Annotated in this window: 21 protein-coding genes; 13 read left to right on the top strand and 8 right to left on the bottom strand. The window is 68.9% G+C overall.

The genetic code is table 11. The features are described 5' to 3' along the window. Window positions 1–53 precede the first annotated feature (53 nt). The 7 genes from ACSQ9A_RS01000 to fahA are packed head-to-tail and all read left to right on the top strand — an operon-like array spanning window position 54 to window position 6,151. The gene (locus ACSQ9A_RS01000; protein ID WP_436302371.1) at window positions 54–746 is read left to right on the top strand and encodes a TetR/AcrR family transcriptional regulator; all 693 of its coding nucleotides are present in this window, start codon (window positions 54–56) and stop codon (window positions 744–746) included. Next, a complete protein-coding gene (locus ACSQ9A_RS00995; RefSeq protein WP_436302370.1) occupies window positions 743–1,687 on the top strand; it encodes an ABC transporter substrate-binding protein in 945 nt (314 codons plus the stop codon). The genes ACSQ9A_RS01000 and ACSQ9A_RS00995 overlap by 4 nt, the downstream gene beginning before the upstream one ends. Further along, window positions 1,684–2,460: an ABC transporter ATP-binding protein gene (locus ACSQ9A_RS00990; protein ID WP_093104483.1), complete on the top strand. Its 777-nt coding sequence runs from the start codon at window positions 1,684–1,686 to the stop codon at window positions 2,458–2,460. Before ACSQ9A_RS00995 ends, ACSQ9A_RS00990 begins: the two co-directional genes overlap by 4 nt. Next, entirely contained in the window at window positions 2,453–3,223 is a 771-nt protein-coding gene (locus ACSQ9A_RS00985) for an ABC transporter permease (protein ID WP_436302369.1), read from the top strand. The genes ACSQ9A_RS00990 and ACSQ9A_RS00985 overlap by 8 nt, the downstream gene beginning before the upstream one ends. Beyond that, the gene (locus ACSQ9A_RS00980; protein ID WP_093104487.1) at window positions 3,220–3,993 is read left to right on the top strand and encodes an ABC transporter permease; all 774 of its coding nucleotides are present in this window, start codon (window positions 3,220–3,222) and stop codon (window positions 3,991–3,993) included. Before ACSQ9A_RS00985 ends, ACSQ9A_RS00980 begins: the two co-directional genes overlap by 4 nt. A 17-nt stretch (window positions 3,994–4,010) precedes the next feature. Further along, the gene (locus ACSQ9A_RS00975; protein WP_436302368.1) at window positions 4,011–4,820 is read left to right on the top strand and encodes a cyclase family protein; all 810 of its coding nucleotides are present in this window, start codon (window positions 4,011–4,013) and stop codon (window positions 4,818–4,820) included. Between the two features lie 5 nt (window positions 4,821–4,825). Further along, window positions 4,826–6,151, top strand: coding sequence for a fumarylacetoacetase (gene fahA, locus ACSQ9A_RS00970; RefSeq protein ID WP_436302367.1), 1,326 nt, complete (start codon window positions 4,826–4,828; stop codon window positions 6,149–6,151). 5 nt (window positions 6,152–6,156) lie between these two features. On the opposite strand, the gene ACSQ9A_RS00965 is transcribed toward fahA, so the two are convergent. Beyond that, window positions 6,157–6,615: a VOC family protein gene (locus ACSQ9A_RS00965; protein WP_436302366.1), complete on the bottom strand. Its 459-nt coding sequence runs from the start codon at window positions 6,613–6,615 to the stop codon at window positions 6,157–6,159. Window positions 6,616–6,744: 129 nt separating this feature from the next. Between ACSQ9A_RS00965 and ACSQ9A_RS00960 the strand changes: the two genes are divergently transcribed. From ACSQ9A_RS00960 to ACSQ9A_RS00950, 3 genes are read left to right on the top strand one after another with little or no spacing between them, the layout of a single operon-like run. Further along, entirely contained in the window at window positions 6,745–7,449 is a 705-nt protein-coding gene (locus ACSQ9A_RS00960; RefSeq protein ID WP_436302365.1) for a phosphatase PAP2 family protein, read from the top strand. Between the two features lie 33 nt (window positions 7,450–7,482). Beyond that, on the top strand, window positions 7,483–7,725 hold the full coding sequence (locus ACSQ9A_RS00955) for an acyl carrier protein (RefSeq protein ID WP_093104493.1): 243 nt from the start codon (window positions 7,483–7,485) through the stop codon (window positions 7,723–7,725). Beyond that, the gene (locus ACSQ9A_RS00950) at window positions 7,722–8,927 is read left to right on the top strand and encodes a beta-ketoacyl-[acyl-carrier-protein] synthase family protein (protein WP_436302364.1); all 1,206 of its coding nucleotides are present in this window, start codon (window positions 7,722–7,724) and stop codon (window positions 8,925–8,927) included. The genes ACSQ9A_RS00955 and ACSQ9A_RS00950 overlap by 4 nt, the downstream gene beginning before the upstream one ends. A 7-nt stretch (window positions 8,928–8,934) precedes the next feature. Here ACSQ9A_RS00950 and ACSQ9A_RS00945 read toward each other — a convergent pair whose 3' ends face one another. The 3 genes from ACSQ9A_RS00945 to ltrA all read right to left on the bottom strand — a co-directional run bounded on the left by ACSQ9A_RS00945 (window position 8,935) and on the right by ltrA (window position 11,767). Further along, window positions 8,935–9,273 (bottom strand): hypothetical protein, encoded by a 339-nt coding sequence (locus ACSQ9A_RS00945; protein WP_436292278.1) that lies wholly within the window; start codon window positions 9,271–9,273, stop codon window positions 8,935–8,937. Between the two features lie 49 nt (window positions 9,274–9,322). Then, entirely contained in the window at window positions 9,323–10,285 is a 963-nt protein-coding gene (locus tag ACSQ9A_RS00940; RefSeq protein ID WP_093104497.1) for a LysR family transcriptional regulator, read from the bottom strand. 111 nt (window positions 10,286–10,396) lie between these two features. After that, window positions 10,397–11,767, bottom strand: coding sequence for a group II intron reverse transcriptase/maturase (gene ltrA, locus ACSQ9A_RS00935; RefSeq protein ID WP_436302363.1), 1,371 nt, complete (start codon window positions 11,765–11,767; stop codon window positions 10,397–10,399). Between the two features lie 685 nt (window positions 11,768–12,452). On the opposite strand from ltrA, the gene ACSQ9A_RS00930 reads away from it, so the two are divergent. Then, complete coding sequence (locus tag ACSQ9A_RS00930) at window positions 12,453–13,688, top strand: MFS transporter (RefSeq protein WP_436302362.1); 1,236 nt, start codon at window positions 12,453–12,455, stop codon at window positions 13,686–13,688. On the opposite strand, the gene ACSQ9A_RS00925 is transcribed toward ACSQ9A_RS00930, so the two are convergent. Next, entirely contained in the window at window positions 13,685–14,518 is an 834-nt protein-coding gene (locus ACSQ9A_RS00925) for a phosphate/phosphite/phosphonate ABC transporter substrate-binding protein (RefSeq protein ID WP_436302361.1), read from the bottom strand. The genes ACSQ9A_RS00930 and ACSQ9A_RS00925 overlap by 4 nt on opposite strands. 216 nt (window positions 14,519–14,734) lie before the next feature. Here ACSQ9A_RS00925 and ACSQ9A_RS00920 point away from each other — a divergent pair, with 216 nt between their 5' ends. Then, window positions 14,735–14,869: a hypothetical protein gene (locus ACSQ9A_RS00920; protein ID WP_280142623.1), complete on the top strand. Its 135-nt coding sequence runs from the start codon at window positions 14,735–14,737 to the stop codon at window positions 14,867–14,869. Here the strand turns inward: ACSQ9A_RS00920 and ACSQ9A_RS00915 are convergent. Further along, a complete protein-coding gene (locus tag ACSQ9A_RS00915) occupies window positions 14,836–15,198 on the bottom strand; it encodes a nuclear transport factor 2 family protein (protein WP_436302360.1) in 363 nt (120 codons plus the stop codon). The genes ACSQ9A_RS00920 and ACSQ9A_RS00915 overlap by 34 nt on opposite strands. Window positions 15,199–15,279: 81 nt before the next feature. Next, window positions 15,280–16,158 (bottom strand): LysR family transcriptional regulator, encoded by an 879-nt coding sequence (locus ACSQ9A_RS00910; RefSeq protein WP_436302359.1) that lies wholly within the window; start codon window positions 16,156–16,158, stop codon window positions 15,280–15,282. Between the two features lie 71 nt (window positions 16,159–16,229). Here ACSQ9A_RS00910 and ACSQ9A_RS00905 point away from each other — a divergent pair, with 71 nt between their 5' ends. Then, on the top strand, window positions 16,230–17,252 hold the full coding sequence (locus ACSQ9A_RS00905) for a DMT family transporter (protein ID WP_244503804.1): 1,023 nt from the start codon (window positions 16,230–16,232) through the stop codon (window positions 17,250–17,252). A gap of 19 nt (window positions 17,253–17,271) precedes the next feature. Here ACSQ9A_RS00905 and ACSQ9A_RS00900 read toward each other — a convergent pair whose 3' ends face one another. Beyond that, on the bottom strand, window positions 17,272–18,417 hold the full coding sequence (locus tag ACSQ9A_RS00900; RefSeq protein ID WP_436302358.1) for a tetratricopeptide repeat protein: 1,146 nt from the start codon (window positions 18,415–18,417) through the stop codon (window positions 17,272–17,274). Window positions 18,418–18,426: the final 9 nt, after the last annotated feature.

The raw sequence follows: 18,426 nt of genomic DNA, 5'->3' as shown, positions 1-18,426 counted from the left end.
CACAGGGTTTGTACGAGTGTTCAACAAGTTTGTACACTTGTTCAATACCCGCCATGGTTCAACGTGTGCAGCGCGCTTCTTCCGTTCGGCCCGACCGCCGGCAGGCGATTCTTCTCGCGGCCGAGAAGCTGTTCGCGCAGCACGGCTACCACGCGGTGACGATCCGCCAGATCGCCGACGAGGCCGGCGTGCCGCTCGCGCTGGTGGGCTATTACTACGGGCCGAAGCACGAGCTTTTCCACGCGATCTTCGAGCACTGGAGCCACACCATCGAGGAGCGGCTGGCCGGCCTGCGCGCGGTGCACAACGACCCTCATGACCCGCAGACGCTGCCGCGCATCGTCGAAGCCTTTACCGGCCCGGTGCTGGCGCTGCGCGCGAGCGCCGAAGGCGAGTACTACGCGCTGCTGGTGGCGCGCGAGCTCTACCACGCGACCGAGGAAGCCGACCGCGTGCTGCGCGGCTACTTCGATCCGCTGGCCGAGGCGTATATCGACGCGCTGCATATTGCGCTGCCGCATGCGACGCGCGGCCAGGCCGCATGGGCCTACCAGTTCGCGCTCGGCACGCTGCTGCACCACCTGAACGACAACCGCATCGAGCGGCTCTCGCGCGGCGAGAACCGGCGCAGCGATCCGGCCGTGGCGCCGATGCTCGTGAACTTCATCGTCGGCGGCCTGCGCGCCGCGCTGCCGCGACCCAAGGCCTCGCAGAAGAAACCCACCCCCAGGAGACAAAAGACATGATGAAACGACGCACCCTGTTGTCGGCGCTCGCCGCCGCCTCCGCGACCGCGGCACTGCCTGCGCGCGCACAGGCCAACACCAAGATCGTGTTCGGCTACACGGCCGTGACCGACTTCGCCTCGGTCTTCGTGGCGGCCGAAGAGGGCTACTTCAAGAAGCGCAACCTCGACGTCGAGCTCAAGTTCATTCCGCTCAACTCCACCATCCCGGCTGCGCTGCAGTCCGATTCGCTGCAGCTCGGCGGGCCCACGCCTTCGGTGTTCCTGCAGGCGGTCGACGGCGGGATGGACCTGGTGCTGGTCGCCGGCGGCGGCCTCACTTCGAAGACCATCACCGGCTTCGGCCTGGTGGCGCGTGCGGGCTCGGGCATCAAGAGCGCGCAGGACTGCGTGGGCAAGAAGATCGGCGTGCCGGGCCTCGGCGCCTTCCTGCACGTGACCTTCCGCGCCTACCTGAAGGACCAGGGCGTGGACTACCGCAAGGTCAACTTCGTCGAGGCCTCGTTCCCGCAGCATGCCGACCTGCTGCGCGGCGGCTCGGTCGATGCGGTGGTCTCGGCCGATCCTTTCATGAGCCGCATCACCGACAGCGGCGCGGGCTACGTGGCCTCCTACTACTCGACCTTCCTGCCCGAGGGCAACCAGACCATCGTGCACGCGGCCAAGCGCGAATGGGTGGCGAAGAACCCGGCCGCGGCGCGCGGCTTCCGCGAGGCGGTGCAGGAAGGCGGCGCCTTCATGCAGCAGCCGAAGAACGATGCCAGGGTGCGCGCGAGCATCGGCAAGTACATCAAGCTGCCGCCCGAGGTGCTGGCCAAGGTGCAGATCTCGCCGCCCGGCCCGGTGGTGACCGACAAGCAACTCGCCTACTGGGTCGGCCTCATGAAGGAGCAGGAGATGCTCAAGACCCCGATCGACGTTGCCAGGCTGGTCGCGAAGTGAGGCCGGATTTCCTCGCCATCGACGGCGTGCGCATTTGCTATGGCGCGCGCGAGGTGCTGTCGCCTACCTCTTTCGAGGTAGCGCGCGGCGAGTTCGTCTGCATCGTGGGCCCGAGCGGCTGCGGCAAGACCACGCTGCTGCGCGCGGCCAGCGGCCTCGTGCGCGCCAGCGCCGGCGAGGTGCGGCGCAAGGGCAAGCCGATGAACGAGCCTTCGCGCGAAGTGGCCTTCGTGTTCCAGGACTACGGCCGCGCGCTTCTGCCCTGGCGCACGGTCGAGGGCAACGTGAGCCTCGCGCTCGAAGCGGCCGGCGTGCCGGCGAGCGAACGCGCGCCGCGCATCGCCGAAGTGCTGGCCAAGGTCGGCCTCGCGGCGCATGCGCAGAAGTTTCCGGTGCAGCTCTCGGGCGGCATGCAGCAGCGTGCGCAGATCGCGCGCTGCCTCGCGCAGAAGCCCGAGCTGATGATGATGGACGAGCCCTTCGGCGCGCTGGATGCGCTGACGCGCCAGGGCCTGCAGGACGAACTCGCGCGCCTGGTGCGCGAAGACGGGTTGACGGTGCTCTTCGTCACGCACGACCTCGAGGAAGCCATCTACCTCGGCGACCGCGTGATCGCGCTGCAGGCCGATCCCGCGCCGGGGCGGCCGAGCCTGGCGCGCATGATCGATGTGAAGATCCCGCGGCCGCGCGACCAGCTCACGACCAAGGAGCATCCGGAGTTCCTGCATTTGCGGCGCGAACTGTTTGCCTTCATCGAGCAAGGCCATGACTGAACGCCGTGCGTTGTCACTGCTGCGGCCCTGGGTCTTCCCTGCCCTGCTGCTCGCCCTCTTCGAGTGGTATGCGCGCCGCGCCGCCGCACAGGGCAGCGATGCGCTCGCGCCGCCGAGCGCCGCGCTCAAGGCCTTTGCCGGCGCGGCCGTCGACGGCTCTCTGTGGCAGGCCACCGGCTTCACGCTCGGCACCGCGGCCCTCGGCCTGCTGATCGGCGCCGTGCTGGGCATTGCGCTGGGCATCGTGCTGGGCTTGTCGCGGCGCACCGCGCAGTTCGGCCTGCTGTCTATCGAGGTGCTGCGTCCCATCCCCTCCGTCGCGCTGATTCCGCTTTCGATGCTGATGTTCGGCTTCGGCGTGCGCATGGAGCTGGCCATCGTCGCCTTCGCCGCCTTCTGGCCGATGCTGATCCTCGTCCAGTCGGCCGTGCAGCAGGTCGAGCCGCGCCTCTTGGAGGTGAGCCGCGTGCTCGGGCTCACGGCGCGCGAGCGGGCCTGGAAGATCGTGCTGCCCGCGATCGTGCCGCGGCTCTTCGTGGCGCTGCGGCTCGGCGTGGCGGTGGCGCTGGTGGTGGCCGTCACGGTCGAGATCGCGGCCAATCCCAACGGCATGGGCTACGCGATGATGATCGCGCAGCAGAGCTTCGACCCGCCGCTGATGCTGGCCTGGCTGGGCTGGATCGGCGTGGTGGGTTTTGTCATCAACGCGGCGATGCAGCGGCTCCAGCGCTGGGTGGCGCGGCGCATGGGAGTCGTGCAATGAGCCATCGCTTCACCGGATGGCTCGGCTCGGCCGCGGTGCTCGCGGCGCTCGTCGCGCTGTGGTGGACCGCAAGCAACGCGGGCTGGGTCAGCCGCGTGTTCCTGCCGACGCCCGAAGCGACGCTCGCGAGTCTGGCCGAAGGCCTCAACCTGCGCGGCAGCGGAAGCGGAGAGCTGCTGGTCTTCACCATTGCCACCGTGCGCCGCATGCTCGAAGGCTGGCTGTTGGCCTCGCTCTTCGGCGTGCTGCTGGGCGCCGCCATCGGCATCTCGCCCGCGGTGCGCGCCTGGGTGCAGCCGACGCTGGAATTCATCCGCCCGCTGCCGGCCTCCGCGCTGCTGCCGCTCGCAATCTCGATCTTCGGCCTCAACCCGGGCATGGTGCTCTTCGTCGTCGCCTTCGGCGCGATGTGGCCGGTGCTGCTTGCCACCGTGCACGGCTTCGCGGCCATCGAGCCGCGGCTCGCCGAAGTGGCGCGCTGCCTGCAAATGCCGCGCGCGGCCTTCGTCTGGAAGATAGGCCTGCCCAACGCGATGCCCGACATCCTGGCCGGCATGCGCTTGTCGATGACCATTTCGCTCATCGTCGCCGTGGTCGGCGAAATGATCGCCTCGCAGAGCGGCCTGGGCCAGGCCATCCTGCTCGCGGCGCGCGCCTTTCGCGCGAGCGAGCTCTTCGCCGGCATCGTGCTCCTGGGCCTGATCGGCTTCGCGAGCAATGCCCTCCTGGCCCTTGCCGAAAAGAAACTGCTGCGCTGGCAGCACCCCTGAAGAAAAGGAACCCCGCCATGACCCGCAAATTCGTCGACCTCTCGATCTTTCTCGAAAACGACGTGCTCTCCGATCCGCCCGCCTTCGCGCCCAAGATCCAGTACTTCACGCACGAGCAGACCTACGAGCAGATCGAGCCTTTCTTCCCCGGCTTGAAGCGGGAAGACCTGCCCGACGGCGAAGGTTGGGCCGTGGAGTTCGTGCAGCTCTCCACGCACAACGGCACGCATCTCGATGCGCCCTACCACTTCCACTCGACCATGGACAAGGCGCTCGGCGAGAAGAAGCCCGCGATCGCGATCCACGACGTGCCGCTCGAATGGTGCTTCCAGCCCGGCGTGAAGCTGGACTTCCGGCATTTCGAGGACGGCTATGTCGTGACGGCCGACGACGTCGACGCCGAGCTCAAGCGCATCGGCCACACGCTGACGCCGCTGGAGATCGTGGTGGTCAACACACGTGCCGGCTCGCGCTACGGCCACGGCGACTACGTCTCGGCCGGCGCGGGCATGGGCTACGAAGCGACCATGTACCTGCTGGAGCGCGGCGTGCGCCTCACCGGCACCGACGCCTGGAGCTGGGATGCGCCCTTCGTCCACACGGCCAAGAAGTACGGCGAATCGAAAGACGCCTCGCTGATCTGGGAAGGCCACAAGGCCGGCCGCGACATCGGCTACTGCCACCTCGAAAAGCTGCACAACCTCGAGGCGCTGCCGGCGGATGGCTTCTTCATCAGCTGCTTTCCGCACAAGATCCGCGGCGCCTCGGCCGGCTGGACGCGCGCGGTCGCGATCTTCGACGACGCGCTGATGGCCACCGTGGGATGAACATCATGACGACGACGCTCAACCACACGCACGATGCAAGCGCCCGCAGCTGGCTGGCCTCGGCCAACGCCGAAGGCAGCGACTTCCCGATCCAGAACCTGCCCTTCGCGGTGTTCCACCGTACCGGAAGCCGCGAGCCCTACCGCGGCGGCGTCGCCATCGGCGACCAGGTGTTGGACCTCGCGGCACTGGCCGCGGGCCGGCAATTGGACGGCGCGGCGCTCGATGGCGCACGCGCCTGCGCGCAATCGGCGCTCAACGACTTCTTCGCGCTCGGCCCCAGCGTGTGGCGCGCGCTGCGCCATGGCTTGTTCGCGCTGCTCAAGGACGATGCGCCGAAGGAAGTGGCCGAGGCCGTGCGCGCCTGCCTGATCCCGCAGGCCGAGGCCGCGTTCGCATTGCCCGCGCGCATCGGCGACTACACCGACTTCTACACCTCGATCGACCATGCGCTCAACATCGGGCGGCTGCTCAAGCCCGACGATCCGATCACGCCCAACTTCCAGTGGATCCCGATCGCCTACCACGGCCGCGTCTCGACCATCGGCGTGAGCGGCCAGCAGTTCCACCGGCCGATGGGACAGACCATGGCGCCCGGCACGCAAGCGCCGACCTACGGCCCTTGCGCGCGGCTGGACTACGAGCTCGAGCTCGGCATCTACATCGGCCAGGGCAATGCGGCCGGCGCGCCGATTCCGCTCGAGCGCGCGGAGAACCACATCTTCGGCATCTGCCTGCTCAACGACTGGTCGGCGCGCGACATCCAGTTCTGGGAGATGGCGCCGCTCGGCCCTTTTCTGGCCAAGAACTTCGCGACCACCGTCTCGCCATGGATCGTGACGCTGGAAGCGCTGGCGCCCTACCGCCAGGCCTGGGTGCGGCCGGCCGATCATCCGCAGCCGCTGGCCTACCTGGAGAGCGAAGCCAATCGCGCGAGCGGCGCGCTCGACATCCGGCTCGAGGTCTGGCTCGAAAGCGCCAAGGCCCGCGCCGAGGGCAGCAGCCCCTCGCGCCTGTCGGCCACCAGCTTCAAACACCAGTACTGGAGCATTGCGCAGATGGTCGCGCACCACACGGTGGGCGGCTGCAGCCTGAACGCCGGCGACCTGTTCGGCAGCGGCACCATCTCAGGCCCGGGGCCTGGCGAGGCCGGCGCGATGATCGAACTCACGCGCGCCGGCCAGGCGCCGATTGCGCTGGCCGACGGCGAACAACGCGGCTTTCTCGAGGACGGTGATGCGGTGCTGCTGCGCGGCTGGTGCGAGAAGCCGGGCCATACGCGCATCGGCTTCGGCGAGAGCCGCGGGACGGTGCTGCCGGCGCGGGGCTGAAGGGCTCAGCCGCCGTCGTAGGCCTTCTTCAGCGCCGCGATGTCCAGCTTGGACATCTTCATCATGGCTTCCATGGTGCGCTGCGCCTTGGCCGGGTCCTTGTCCTGTAGCATCGTGCCCAGCGCATCGGGTATCACCTGCCACGAGAGGCCGAACTTGTCCTTGAGCCAGCCGCAGGGCTGCGGCTCGCCGCCGCCCTCGGTGAGCCGGGTCCAGTAGTTGTCGATCTCTTCCTGCGTCTCGCACTTGATGAAGAAGGAGACGGCCGGCGTGAACTGGAACATCGGCCCGCCGTTCAGGCCCATGAACTCCTGTCCTTCGAGCTCGAAGCTCACGCCCATCACCGTGCCGCCGGGTCCGGGGATCACATTGGTGATGCGCGAATTCTTGAAGATGGCGGTGTAGAACTTCGCGGCCTCTTCGGCCTTGCCGTCGAACCACAGGAAGGGAGAGATCTTCTGCATGGGATTCCTTTCGAAAGGGCCATAACTGAACTTGAAGGTTCAGTATCTGGTTTGGACCGGGCTCTTGTCAAGGGCCCGCTCAGGCATGATCGACCCGGTCGAAACATCAACGCCCCGATCGACCCTTACATGGCGCCCTCCCCTCCACAGACCTGGACCGCCGACATCGGCCTGCGGATTCGCCGCCACCTGGCACTGAAGATCGTCGGCGTCACGGTGTTCACCTGGCTCTTCTTCATCGGCTACTTCCACATGCTGCGCCACCCGGACTTCGCGGTCACGGTGATGCCGCTGACTGCGCTCGACCACCTGATCCCGTTCCAGCCGCAGGCGCTGGTCGCCTACTTTTCGCTCTGGCTGTATGTGGGCGTCGCGCCCGGGCTGCAGCTGAGCTTTCGCGAGCTGGTGGTCTATGGCCTCTGGGTCGGCGCGCTGTGCCTGACCGGGCTGGGCCTGTTCCATTACTGGCCGACGCAGGTGCCGCTCGCGGCGCCGGCCTCGGACTTCCCGGGCTTCGCGCTGCTGCAGGGCGTGGACGCGCCAGGCAATGCCTGCCCCTCGATGCATGTCGCGGTCGCGATGTTCACCGTCATCCGCATCGACGACGTGCTGCGCCGGGCGCGCACACCGGTCTTCGTGCGCCTCTTGAATTGGCTGTGGTTCGCCGCCATTGCCTGGTCGACGCTGGCGATCAAGCAGCACGTGGTGCTCGATGCGCTGGCCGGCGTGCTGCTCGGCATCGCCTTCGTGCTGCCCTCGCTGCGCTGGCGGCCCGGCCCGCAGCGCGTGGCCCGCGCCATTTTCGGTCGAGCGGATATCATTCCCCATCGATGAGGCCAGGGCCGGCGTGAGGACGGACATCGCACAATGAGCTCGCTGAAAGTATTACAGGATCTGATCCACGAGAAGTACGGCATCGAGGCGGCGGCGCTCGACCCTCACGCGTCCATGCGCGACAAGGGATTCGATTCACTGACGCTGGTCGAATTCGTGTTCGCGATCGAAGACCACTTCTCCATCTCCATCACCGACGACGACGCGAACAGCGTCGACACGCTGGCCGGCCTCGCGGCCATGGTCGACAAGGTCAGGATGGCGCAGGCCAAGTGACAACCGAGGTCGCCGTCACCGGTCTGGGCCTCGTCGCGCCGCATGGCGACGATCCGGGCACGGTCTTCGAAGCGTTGATGCGCGGCGAATCGGCGCTCGGACCCGTCCTCCCCGAGCTACCCAAGCCGGCCGCCGCCGCCACGGTGGCCTTCGACGAATCCCGCTGGTTCACCAAGCTGCAGCTCGCCGGCGTCGACCGCGTGAGCCAGCTGGCCGTGGCCGCGGCCGACCTGGCGGTGCGCGATGCAGGCGCACTCGGCAACGTGGACTCCGAACGCATAGGCGTCTACGCCGGCTGCGGCATGGGCGGCGCGGGCGCGCTCGAGGCGGCCTACCGCGGCGCCGGGCGCATGCCGCCGCTCACCATTCCGGCCTTCATGCCCAACGCGCCGGCCTCGCAGGTGGCGATGCGGCAGCGCGTCCACGGCCCGGTGCTCACCTATTCCGTGGCCTGCGCCTCGTCGGCCGTGGCCATTGCCGAGGCAGCCAAGGCGGTGCAGCGCGGAGAGGTCGACATCGCCATCGCCGGCGGCAGCGAAGCGCTGATCGTGCCGGGCGTGTTGCTGGCCTGGCAGGCGATGCAGACCCTGGCCGGCTTCGCGCCCGGCGAAGCGGCCAGCGCGATCCGGCCCTTTGCCAGCGACCGCAGCGGTTTCGCGCTCGGCGAGGGCGCGGCCTTCCTCGTCCTCGAATCGGCCGAGCGCGCACGCCTGCGCGGCGCGCGCAGCCATGCCACGCTGGCCGGCTGGGGCATCGGCTGCGACGCCACCCACCTGACCAAGCCCGACGCCCCGGGGCAGGCCCGCGCCCTGCGCGCCGCGTTGCGGCAGGCCGGCCTGCAGCCGCGCGACGTGGGCTACTGCAACGCGCACGGCACGGCCACGCGCATCGGCGACGTGGTCGAGCGCAACGCGCTGGCCGAGGTGTGGGGCGAGGCGCTCGACGATCTGCGCGTGAGCTCGACCAAGGCCCTGCACGGCCACCTGCTCGGCGCCGCCGGCGCGCTCGAGGCGGTGATCACCGTGCTGGCGCTGGCGCGGCGCCAATTGCCGCCCAACGCGCATTGCCAGACCATCGACCCGGAGTGCAGCCTGAACCTGGTGCGCGAGGCCGGTGAAGCCGCGCCGCAGCTCGAAGCCGCGATCAGCAGTTCCTTCGCCTTCGGCGGTACGAACGCGGTGCTGCTGTTTCGCCGCGCGTGAACGTCGGCTAGTACTTGATCGTCACGCCGGCCTTGATGCCCGCGTTGCTCTTGCCGTCCGAATGGGCGCCTGCCGAAAAAGAGGTGCTGCCGCCCGTGCTTGCACCGAGCGAATAGTTGGGCCGGGACCCGGAGGTGTCGACGCCGCCGTACGCGCCGCTTCCGTCGAGTCGTTGCGTGCCGATCGTTGCGCCATTCGTGCGGGCCGAGGTCTCGGTGGGCGACACGTTGGGCGCGACGTAGAGGGTGCCCTGGTCGCTGCTTTCAACGGGAAGCTTGAGCGGCTGCGCGAGAGCGCCGGCGCAGCATGCGGCCAAGGCCAGGGATGCGAGGATGGATTTGCTCATACGGATTGGATGGTCAGGTCGACGGGTGGCGGCAGCCACGGGCCCGTGATCAAGGCCTGCGTAGGATAGCTTCTTCGCGCTGGCGCATCCCCACCACCGCCGGCATGGCCTCCCGCATCGCCTCGACGAAGCGGCGCAGCCTGGCCGGATAGAAGCGGGCGTGGGGATACACCACGTAGACAGGCAGTGGCGCGGCGCACCATTGCGGCGCGAGCTGGATCAGCCGGCCCTGGGCCAGGTCCTCGGTCAGCAGCCAGGCCGACCCCACGCCCGCGCCCAGCCCCAGCACCGCGGCGTGGCGCAGGGCCAGCAGGCTGTCGGTGCTCATGCGCGGCCGGATCGCGAAGCGATGGGTTTCGCCGCTCGCCGCATGCGTGAGCGTCACCTCGTTGCGGTAGTAGGTGCGCAGCGCCAGCCAGGGCAAGCCCGCCAGCTCGGATGGGTGCGCCGGCACCGGCGCGCCGGCCAGCACCGAGGGCGCGGCGACCACGATGCGCGGCACCTCGGCCAGCTTGATCGCGACCAGCGCGGGGTCGCTGACTTCTCCGATCTGGATGGCGCAGTCGATGCCGTTGGCGATGAAGTCCTGCGTATCGTCGTGCAGCAGCCACTCGACCGTCACGCGCGGGTAGCGCCGCAGGAAGCGGGCCAGCGGTTCGACGAGCTGCGACTGGCCGAAGGCATGCGGCGCGATCACGCGCAAGCTGCCTTCGGGCTCGTCGCCGGTGCCGCGCAGGTCGGCTTCGAAGGCCTCCCAGTTCGCGAGCAGTTCCTTGGCGCGCTCGAAGCAGCGTTCGCCGTCTTCGGTGAGCTTCATCGCATGCGTGGAACGCTGCAGCAGCCGCACACCGAGCGATCGTTCCAGGACCTGCAGGCGGCGGCTCACGGTGGGTTGCGTCGATCCCATCTGCGCCGCGGCCGCCGACAGGCTGCCGGCTTCCACGATGCGGACGAAGGTCTGCATCAGCGCGATGCGGTCGGCGGAGGCCGAGGGTGAGCCGGGTTCTTTCATTGGTAGACGTTGGCTCTTATGGATGTTGAATCGAAGAGCCAACGCCCCCGTTCAAACCGTGCATGCGGATTTCCCGCACACGGCTTACCGGTGGACTGTCGGCTCGCAGCATTACGCGGCCCCCTTGTTGGGCAAGAGGGAATGCGCCGGGTAGCGGATGGTTCCGCGCAGGCGATACAGACCGAGTGCTTCGAAGTATTCACGCGAGTAGCCGGGAGCTTCGCCAGGACGCAGGTTGCGCCCTTTGCGCGCGACGCGCAGCTTGCGTAGCCGCCGCACCACGAAGGAGTCCAGCGCGCCGAACTGCCGCGCGGCGTTGCCGCTTTGGAAGTACTGACCCCAACCGCGCAGCACCGGGTTGAGCTCAGCGATGACGCTTCGCACATCCTGATGACAGCGCCCCCGAGGCGTTATCTGCCGCACGCGTTCGCGGATGCGGTTCATGGCTCGCCCGCTGGGCCCGCGATGCAGGTAGTACCTGCGCAAGCCCTTGGTTTGCCACAGCCGCCCACTCATGCGCTTGTGCAGGTGACAGCCCAGGAAGTCGAAGCCTTCCTTGCCCTGCGTCAGCTCCACCACGCGCGTCTTGCCCGGATGCAGCTCAAGCCCCAGCCGCTGCATGATGTGGCCGATGCGCTCGCGGGCTTCTTCGCAGTCCGCGCCATTGCGGCACATGATCACGAAGTCATCCGCATAGCGCACCAGCGTGCCCAGATGGGCACACCGTTTCGTCCACACCTGGTCCAGTACGTGCAGGTAGATGTTGGCCAGCAACGGCGAGATCACCCCGCCTTGCGGCGTTCCGGCCGCCGCGCTGCGCACGGCGCCTTCTTCCAACACCCCCGCCTGCAACCACTGGCGCAGCAGCTTGAGCATGCGCCCATCCGACACGCGCCGCTCCACCAGCTTCATCAGCTTGCCGTGATCGATGCTGCCGAAGTAGTCGCGGATGTCGGCCTCCAGCACCCACTGGCCGCCTTGGGCTCCGAGTTTCCTCAGCTCCTCCAGGGCCTGTGTGGCACTGCGCCTGGGCCTGAACCCGTATGAGCAGGACAGGAAGTCCGCCTCGTACAGGGGTTCGAGCACCAGCTTGGCCGCCATTTGCACTACCCGATCTCGCACCGTGGGGATTCCCAACGGCCTCGCGCTTCCATCGGCTTTCGGTATGTATGTGCGCCGCACGGCTTGCGCACGATAGTCGCCCGCCCTCAGCGTCGCCGCAATTTCGCCCAGGAAGCGATCAACCCCGTACTGCTGGATTTGATCGATGCTCTGGCGGTCCACTCCGGCTGCGCCTCGGTTGGCCTTCACTCGCCTCCACGCCTCCTGCAGGATGTCATCCCTGCAAATCTGCCCGTACAACGCGTGGAAACGCCTACCCGGTGCCCGCTTGGCTGCGGCCCAGAGCTGTCTTTGCAGTTGTCGCACTTTGGCATCGGGCTCTCGCCCCACGGGGTCTTTAGGTCCGGTCAGGCCGGCCATTCCCTCGCGCTTACCTGCATCCCCAGCATGTCCACCGCAGGGACCCTTCCCTCCAGCCGCGTTATGCCGCGCGGCCTTCGTCGGTGCGGCTTGCGCCCCACCGTGCAGTACTACGATCCCCTCGGACTGCCGCTGCGCACGCCTCGATTTCGCCTTGGGCTTATACGAGCGCGCTTGCCCCGACCCGGGCCGCGCAGACGGCTCTCTCGTGTTCCGCTCCTGTCCTTGCACACGTGCTGCTCCCCATACCCCGCCGCAGTCTTGCGCACCGTTCGGTTCAAGCGCGCCCGATGTTGCCTTCGCCGCGACATGATCGGCTCGGCCTGCGGGTTGTAACTCTGTCGAGGCTGCAGGCTTCACTTCATGTTGCGGCCCGCGTGCTTGCTCCCCGCTGAACAGCTCAAGCTGCTTCACGGGCTTTTGACACCCCGCTCGGGCGGCCAGGTCTCCCCGCTCCGCCTGGGGTCTGCTACCCGGCGCACCGACGCTTACCGGGACGGGACTTGCACCCGTTGGACAGGCGCAGCAAGCAAAGTCGGTCCCTTCCCCTTTCGGAGTCAGTTCGTTCTTCGCGTCACGACGCACCATGCGAGCAGCGTATATCAATTGTGCGCGGCTTGCGGCTACCACTGAGAGCACTCAAACCTCACACTCCGTCCCTCAAGAGTTTCTAAGGGTTAACACCATGTCTGGTATTCACTGCTCGCATGCCACAGCAGCCGTCGTGCCGGCCCCGGAGCCGGCCCGCGCGGCCCAGGGCCTGCCGGCGTCGCTGGTTCTTCTGCTCGCGACCGCGGCCGGCCTCGCCGTCGCTTCGATCTATTACGGCCAGCCCATGCTCGGCGTGCTGGGTGCGGACATCGGCGCCTCCGACCGGGCCGTCGGCTTCATCCCGACGCTGACGCAGCTCGGCTACGCGCTCGGCATCCTGCTCTTGGCGCCGCTGGGCGACCGCTACGACCGGCGCCGCATCATCCTGCTCAAGGCGGCCGTGCTCGGCGCCGCGCTGCTGCTGGCCGGCGTTGCTCCCTCCATCGGCGCGCTGCTGGTCGTCAGCCTGGTCATCGGCCTGGCCGCGACGATGGCCCAGGACATCGTGCCGGCCGCCGCCACGCTCGCGCCCGACGCCCATCGCGGCAAGGTGGTCGGCACGGTGATGACGGGGCTGCTGCTGGGCATCCTGCTCTCGCGCGTGGCGAGCGGTTTCGTGGCGGAGCACTTCGGCTGGCGCGCGGTGTTCGTCGCGGCCGCGGCGAGCATCGCGCTGATCGGCGCCGCCGCATGGCATCGGCTGCCGCGCTTCCAGCCCACTACGCAACTGGCGTACGGCGCATTGCTCGGTTCGCTGGCCCAGCTGTGGCAGCGCCATGCCGCACTGCGCCGCGCGGCGCTGGCGCAGGGCCTGCTCTCGGTCGGCTTCAGCGCCTTCTGGTCCACCCTGGCCGTGATGCTGCACGGCGCGCCGTTCCACCTCGGCAGCGCCGCGGCCGGCGCCTTCGGGCTGGCGGGCGCCGCCGGGGCGCTGGCCGCGCCCATCGCCGGCCGCATCGCCGATCGCCGCGGGCCGGAACTGGTGACGCGCCTGGGCGCGGGGCTGGTCGTGCTCTCCTTCGCGGCCATGGCGCTGGCGCCGCTGATGCAGCCGCACGCTCGGCTGGCGCTGCTGGTGGCCTGCGCCATCGGCTTCGACCTCGGCATCCAGGCCGCGCTGATCGCGCACCAGACCATCGTCTACGGCATCGAGCCCGGCGCGCGCAGCCGCCTCAATGCCGTGCTCTTCGTCGGCATGTTCATCGGCATGGCCATCGGTGCGGCGCTGGGCAGCCTGCTGTTCGCCGAATGGGGCTGGATGGCGGTCACGGCGCTCGCCACTGCGGCGGCCGGCGCGGCGCTCGCAGTGCGGCTTTGGTCGAGGGCCTAGATCCCGAGCCAGTACATCAGGCTCTTCTCGACTTCCGCTGAAGGCGCGACGAAGCCGGTATAGGTCGAAGTGGCCAGCGCACGCTTGCCACCTTCCGACTGGCCGAGCCCCAGCAAGGTGTCGCGCACCGTGGCGACCGCGCTCGCATCGAGCTTGCTCGATGACAGCCATTGCTTGATGGGGACGGCGCGCGATTCGGCGCAGGTCTTGCCGCCGGTGGACTTCCAGGCCTTGACCACGCCGGCGGAGGCCGTGGCGCCGTAGGCGGCGAAACCATTCTGCACGTAGAAGGGCACCGCGTCCTGGTAGCGCGTGTTGGTGGTCTTGACCGCGCCGTCCTGCAGGCCCTGCTCGCGCAGCATCGCGCGCGTGATCACCGAGGTGATGGAATCCGGGTCGGGCATGACCAGGCTCTTGCCGGCGATCTCCTTCCAGTTGGAGATCGTCTGCAGGTCCTTGCACAGGAACGAGACCTTGTATTCGGTGAAGCCCGCGGTCCAGGCGAGCGTCTTGTAGTTGCCGCCCTTGGTCGCTTCGAAGGCGATGTGGGCCGGATGCACGAAGGCCAGATCGACCTGGTTCTGCCTCAATGCTTCGCGCGCATTGGCGTACGAACTCAAGACCTTGAGGGTCACGGGCTGCTTGAGCGCCTTGCTCAGTGCCTCGGCGATCGGCTCGAACTTGGCTTCTATCTGGCTGTCGCTGGCCTTGTAGGTCACGCCCTCGGTCACGCCGAGCACCAGCGCATGGGCCGGAGCGACAGCGGCCAGCAGAAAAGCCGCGGCCCAAGGGGCGAAGCTTGCGTTGCGATCGACGCGGTGTTTCATCATGGATGTCTCGATTAGTTGCGAGCCCGCAGAATAGGTCAGGGGCCCCGCGCTGCGGTCAACGCGCGCCAACGCCAGGTAGAACTTTCGAGTCAAAGTGCGCAACTTCGCGTATTGATCCGGAATGCGCCGCGCGCTGTAGGTCATGCGCCGACATCCGGCCGCACCGTGCGGAGGCAGAATCGTGACGAAGTGCCCATGCGCTCCAAGGAGACGACCATGACCTATCGAAAGCTCACTCTTGCGCTGGCATGCATCGCCCTGGCAACGCTCGCCGCCTGCGATCCGAAGCCGCAGCCGCCGAAGGCAGCGGCGGCCGATCAGCTGCTGAGCTTGCAGTCGGCCGGCGTTTGATGGTGCGCCACCAGTTGCCAGCGGCCGCCGGTGCGAACATAGACCGAACTGCATTGCGCGCGATAGGCGCTGCCGGTGCTGCCGCGATCGGCGGCAGCGGCGTAGACCAGCACCGCCGTGCCCTCGGCCGGAGCGAGCAGATGCTGGTTCGCGAACTCGACCCGGCGCCAGCGCTTGTCCGGCTCGATCGAGGCCAGGATCTGCGCGCGTCCCATCATGCCCACGGGCTGCGGAAAGACCATGCGCGCATCGACTGCCAGGTGCTGCTCGTAGAAGAGCGCGTCACCGAGCCAGAGCCGCTCTTCCAACGCCCACAGGTCTTCTTCCATGCGCCGCAAACTCACCCGGGACGGTGGCGGCCGGCGTAGGAAACGAGGCTTTGTCTTCCACGGACGAAGCCGACGGGAAGCTCAGGCCCAGGCCTCCAGCACCGCGGTGCGCACCGCATCGACCGCCGTCGTGCGGCTGCTCCCGGCCGCTTCGACCCAGCACAGCCAGGTGTGCGAGCGCCAGCCCTGCCAGATCTTCAGCTCGCCGTTGCGCTCGGCCTGCTCGGCCTGGTCGACGCGCAGAAGCCCGGCGCCCAGGCCGACCGCGACCATGCTGCGGATCGCGCTCTCGCTGTCGGCCGTCCGCGCGGGGCGGTATTCGCGGCCGACGCTTGCGAACAGGCCGTCGAGGTGCGCGCGCAGGATGCATGAAGGCGGCGTGCCGACCCAGGGCAGCTGGGTCAGGGCCTCGAGATCCAGCGCGGGGTGGGCCTCGGCGAGCGGCAGCGGGAGCGTCACCGCCAGGTCGACGACACCGAGGCGTTGCAGCACGAGGCCGTCGAGCTTTTCGCTGTCGCTGAGCGCATAGGCGCAGTCCAGCTCGCCGCGCCGCACGCCTTCCAGCGTCCGGTGCGACAGGCCCTGCTGCAGTTGCAGCGAGACCTGCGGATGGCGCTCGGCCAGCTTCACCAGCACTTCGCCGAGCCGCAGCGCAACCGGATCGACCACAGTGCCGAAGCGCACCACGCCCTGCGCCGCGCCGCGGATCTGCTCGGCCGCCGAGCGCATGCGCGTCGCCGAGGCCAGGGTGCGCTCCGCTTCCTCCAGCAGGGTGTGGCCGGCTTCGGTCGGCGTCATGCCGCGCGGCGTGCGCTCGAAAAGCTTGACGCCGAGTTCGTCTTCCAGCGCCTTGAGCTGCGCACTCACGGCCGGCGCGCTGGTGAACACGCGCTCGGCCGCCCGCGTGAGGCTGCCCTCGCGCGCGATGGCCACGAAGGTCTTGAGTTGGTAGAGCTCCATGTCGCAAATTGTGAGCGCGCCGGCCGGATTCGTCTGTTCGCAAATCCTGAGACCCCGGTCCAAAGAAACGAATGGTCAATGCGGACCCCGATGCCGATATTCGGCTCATGTTCAAGACCATCCACCCACGCGCGCTCGGCATCGCCGCGCTGCTCGCCGCCACCTCCACCTGGGGCGGCATGTTCCTCGTCAGCAAGAACGTTCTCCACCACGTCGATCCATTCTGGTTCACGCTGATCCGCTACAGCCTCTCCGCGCTGGTGTTCGTGGCCCTGCTCGCCCCGCGCGGCGCGGCGCCCTGGCGAAAGCTGCGCGCCCACGCCGGCCCGCTGGCCCTGCGCGGCATCGCGGGCTTCGGCGTGTTCAGCGTGCTGCTGCTCACGGGCCTCGCCCATTCGCTGCCTTCGCACGGCGCGGTCATCATGGCCACCACGCCGATGACCGCACAGCTGCTGCGCTGGGTGCTCGACGGCGTGCGGCCCACGCGCGCGACGCTCTCGACCAGCGCGCTGGCGCTGGCCGGCGTGGTCGTCGTCTCGGGCGTGCTCTTCCCGCACGGCGCAGAGGCCGGCGCATCGACCGCCTACGGCGACGCGATCGCCCTCCTCGGCACGCTGGGCTGGGTCTGGTACACGCGCGGCGCCACACAGTTCGCCGACCGGCTCGACGTCGTCGAATACACCGCGCTGACCGTGCTGACCGCCTGGCCCGTGCTGCTGCTGGGCGCGTTGCTGGCCACCGCCTTCGGCCTGGCCGCGGTACCGAGCGCGGAAGGCATGGCGCTCTCGTGGCACGTGCTGGTCTTCGTCGGCCTGGTGCCCTCGGCCATGGCCGTGCTGGCCTTCAATCACGGCGTGCGCACCCTCGGTGCGGTGACGGGCACGGCCTTCCTGAACTTCATCCCGGTGTCGGCGCTCCTGATGAGCGTGGCGCTGGGCAAGCTGCCCTCGGGCAACGAGCTGCTGGGGATGGCGATGGTGGTCGGCGCCCTGTTGATCCATACCGCGCGCAGCCGGACGGGTGCTGCGACGCCGGTTCGCGGCACCGCACTGGCGAAGCGCAGCGGCAGCGGTGAGTGCGGCGCGACCTCGTGAGGCAACGAAAAACGGGCCCTCAGGGCAATGCGATCAGCTGCAGCGCGAGTCGCAGCCCGCTTTCATAGGCCTCGTCGACCGGAATCACTCTCGAAGGCCGCGCCGATGCAGCGGGGTCGACGGCACTCGGCGACGGCGTGGCCGGCGCGATCTCCAGCAAGGACTGCCACCGCGACGCAGGCAGCATCACGGCCTCGCGCTCGGAGCCCTGCAAGGCCATGCCCGCAAGGCGCCCGTTGGCGTCGAGCACCGGCCCGCCGTGCGGCCCGTCGGCGACCTCGATGCCCAATCGCCGAAGGCCGGCGTTGCCCTGAAACGAACCGAGGAAGCCCTGCCGCAGCCACGGCCATGCGGCGACGGCGGCGCCCGGCGCGGCGTATTCCAGCGCGAAGCCCGGGCTTCCCGCGAAGGGATCGCGCGCCGCCACGGCCTGCGCTCCCGTCGCGTCCAATGCGGCCTCAAGGCGCAGCACCGTGACGCCGAGCGCCTCGAGCGCTTGCGCACTGGCGTCGCCGTCGATCCGCGCGCGCGTGGTCTGCCCGAGGCCGTTGCGCACCCACAGCGTGCCGGAGGCCGCCGAGCGCGCGGCCGAGCTCGGCACGAGTGCGAGCGTGCCGTCGTTGATCAGCACACCGCTCGAGACGATCCGTGCCGTCTCCGGAATCTCTGCCTGCCCGCGCGCCATCACGCCTTGGGGTGCCATCCGGTGCGGCGTTTGCAGCAACGGCCCTGCCGCCACCGGCAAGGGCTTCGCAAGAGCGCTGCGCGCCTCGATCAGCACGGGATCCTGCGGCAAGCGTGCGAGCGTCTCGTTCAGCACGCGCTCGGCGAACGCGGCCTGGCCGCCGGCGCGCAGCAGCCACGCGTACAGCGCGCCGGCCGGGGCCGATTCGAGGTGCGCGCCGGCGGTGTGCGCGCAAAAGGCGAGTGCGCGCCGGTACTGCCCGGCCTGCATGTAGGTGCGCACCAGTCCCATCTCGGTGTCGGGCGCGTGCAGCATCAGGGCGGCACGGTCGAAAGCGTCGGTGGCCGCCGCGATGTCGCCGCGCACGAGCTCCGACTCGGCGCGGCCGAGCAGCGCCGAGCGGGCTTCCATCCGCGTCGTGTCCAGCACGCGCATGTCCGTGATCGCTGCCGGCGAACGCGGCTGCGCATCGGCGCGCATGCCCGGCAG

It is taken from the genome of Variovorax sp. LjRoot290 (assembly GCF_964253985.1).
Lineage (GTDB): Bacteria > Pseudomonadota > Gammaproteobacteria > Burkholderiales > Burkholderiaceae_C > Variovorax.
Note: the sequence above shows the minus strand (reverse complement) of the source record. Positions and strands in the feature narration are given on the sequence as shown.

What these genes read in the sequence shown, in the direction of transcription:
- ACSQ9A_RS01000 (WP_436302371.1), top strand. Translation starts at nt 54, where the DNA reads ATGGTTCAACGTGTGCAGCGCGCTTCTTCCGTTCGGCCCGACCGCCGG.
- ACSQ9A_RS00995 (WP_436302370.1), top strand. Translation starts at nt 743, where the DNA reads ATGATGAAACGACGCACCCTGTTGTCGGCGCTCGCCGCCGCCTCCGCG.
- ACSQ9A_RS00985 (WP_436302369.1), top strand. Translation starts at nt 2,453, where the DNA reads ATGACTGAACGCCGTGCGTTGTCACTGCTGCGGCCCTGGGTCTTCCCT.
- ACSQ9A_RS00980 (WP_093104487.1), top strand. Translation starts at nt 3,220, where the DNA reads ATGAGCCATCGCTTCACCGGATGGCTCGGCTCGGCCGCGGTGCTCGCG.
- ACSQ9A_RS00975 (WP_436302368.1), top strand. Translation starts at nt 4,011, where the DNA reads ATGACCCGCAAATTCGTCGACCTCTCGATCTTTCTCGAAAACGACGTG.
- fahA (WP_436302367.1), top strand. Translation starts at nt 4,826, where the DNA reads ATGACGACGACGCTCAACCACACGCACGATGCAAGCGCCCGCAGCTGG.
- ACSQ9A_RS00965 (WP_436302366.1), bottom strand. Translation starts at nt 6,615, where the DNA reads ATGCAGAAGATCTCTCCCTTCCTGTGGTTCGACGGCAAGGCCGAAGAG.
- ACSQ9A_RS00960 (WP_436302365.1), top strand. Translation starts at nt 6,745, where the DNA reads ATGGCGCCCTCCCCTCCACAGACCTGGACCGCCGACATCGGCCTGCGG.
- ACSQ9A_RS00955 (WP_093104493.1), top strand. Translation starts at nt 7,483, where the DNA reads ATGAGCTCGCTGAAAGTATTACAGGATCTGATCCACGAGAAGTACGGC.
- ACSQ9A_RS00945 (WP_436292278.1), bottom strand. Translation starts at nt 9,273, where the DNA reads ATGAGCAAATCCATCCTCGCATCCCTGGCCTTGGCCGCATGCTGCGCC.
- ACSQ9A_RS00940 (WP_093104497.1), bottom strand. Translation starts at nt 10,285, where the DNA reads ATGAAAGAACCCGGCTCACCCTCGGCCTCCGCCGACCGCATCGCGCTG.
- ltrA (WP_436302363.1), bottom strand. Translation starts at nt 11,767, where the DNA reads ATGGCCGGCCTGACCGGACCTAAAGACCCCGTGGGGCGAGAGCCCGAT.
- ACSQ9A_RS00930 (WP_436302362.1), top strand. Translation starts at nt 12,453, where the DNA reads ATGTCTGGTATTCACTGCTCGCATGCCACAGCAGCCGTCGTGCCGGCC.
- ACSQ9A_RS00925 (WP_436302361.1), bottom strand. Translation starts at nt 14,518, where the DNA reads ATGATGAAACACCGCGTCGATCGCAACGCAAGCTTCGCCCCTTGGGCC.
- ACSQ9A_RS00920 (WP_280142623.1), top strand. Translation starts at nt 14,735, where the DNA reads ATGACCTATCGAAAGCTCACTCTTGCGCTGGCATGCATCGCCCTGGCA.
- ACSQ9A_RS00915 (WP_436302360.1), bottom strand. Translation starts at nt 15,198, where the DNA reads ATGGAAGAAGACCTGTGGGCGTTGGAAGAGCGGCTCTGGCTCGGTGAC.
- ACSQ9A_RS00910 (WP_436302359.1), bottom strand. Translation starts at nt 16,158, where the DNA reads ATGGAGCTCTACCAACTCAAGACCTTCGTGGCCATCGCGCGCGAGGGC.
- ACSQ9A_RS00905 (WP_244503804.1), top strand. Translation starts at nt 16,230, where the DNA reads ATGGTCAATGCGGACCCCGATGCCGATATTCGGCTCATGTTCAAGACC.
- ACSQ9A_RS00900 (WP_436302358.1), bottom strand. Translation starts at nt 18,417, where the DNA reads ATGCGCGCCGATGCGCAGCCGCGTTCGCCGGCAGCGATCACGGACATG.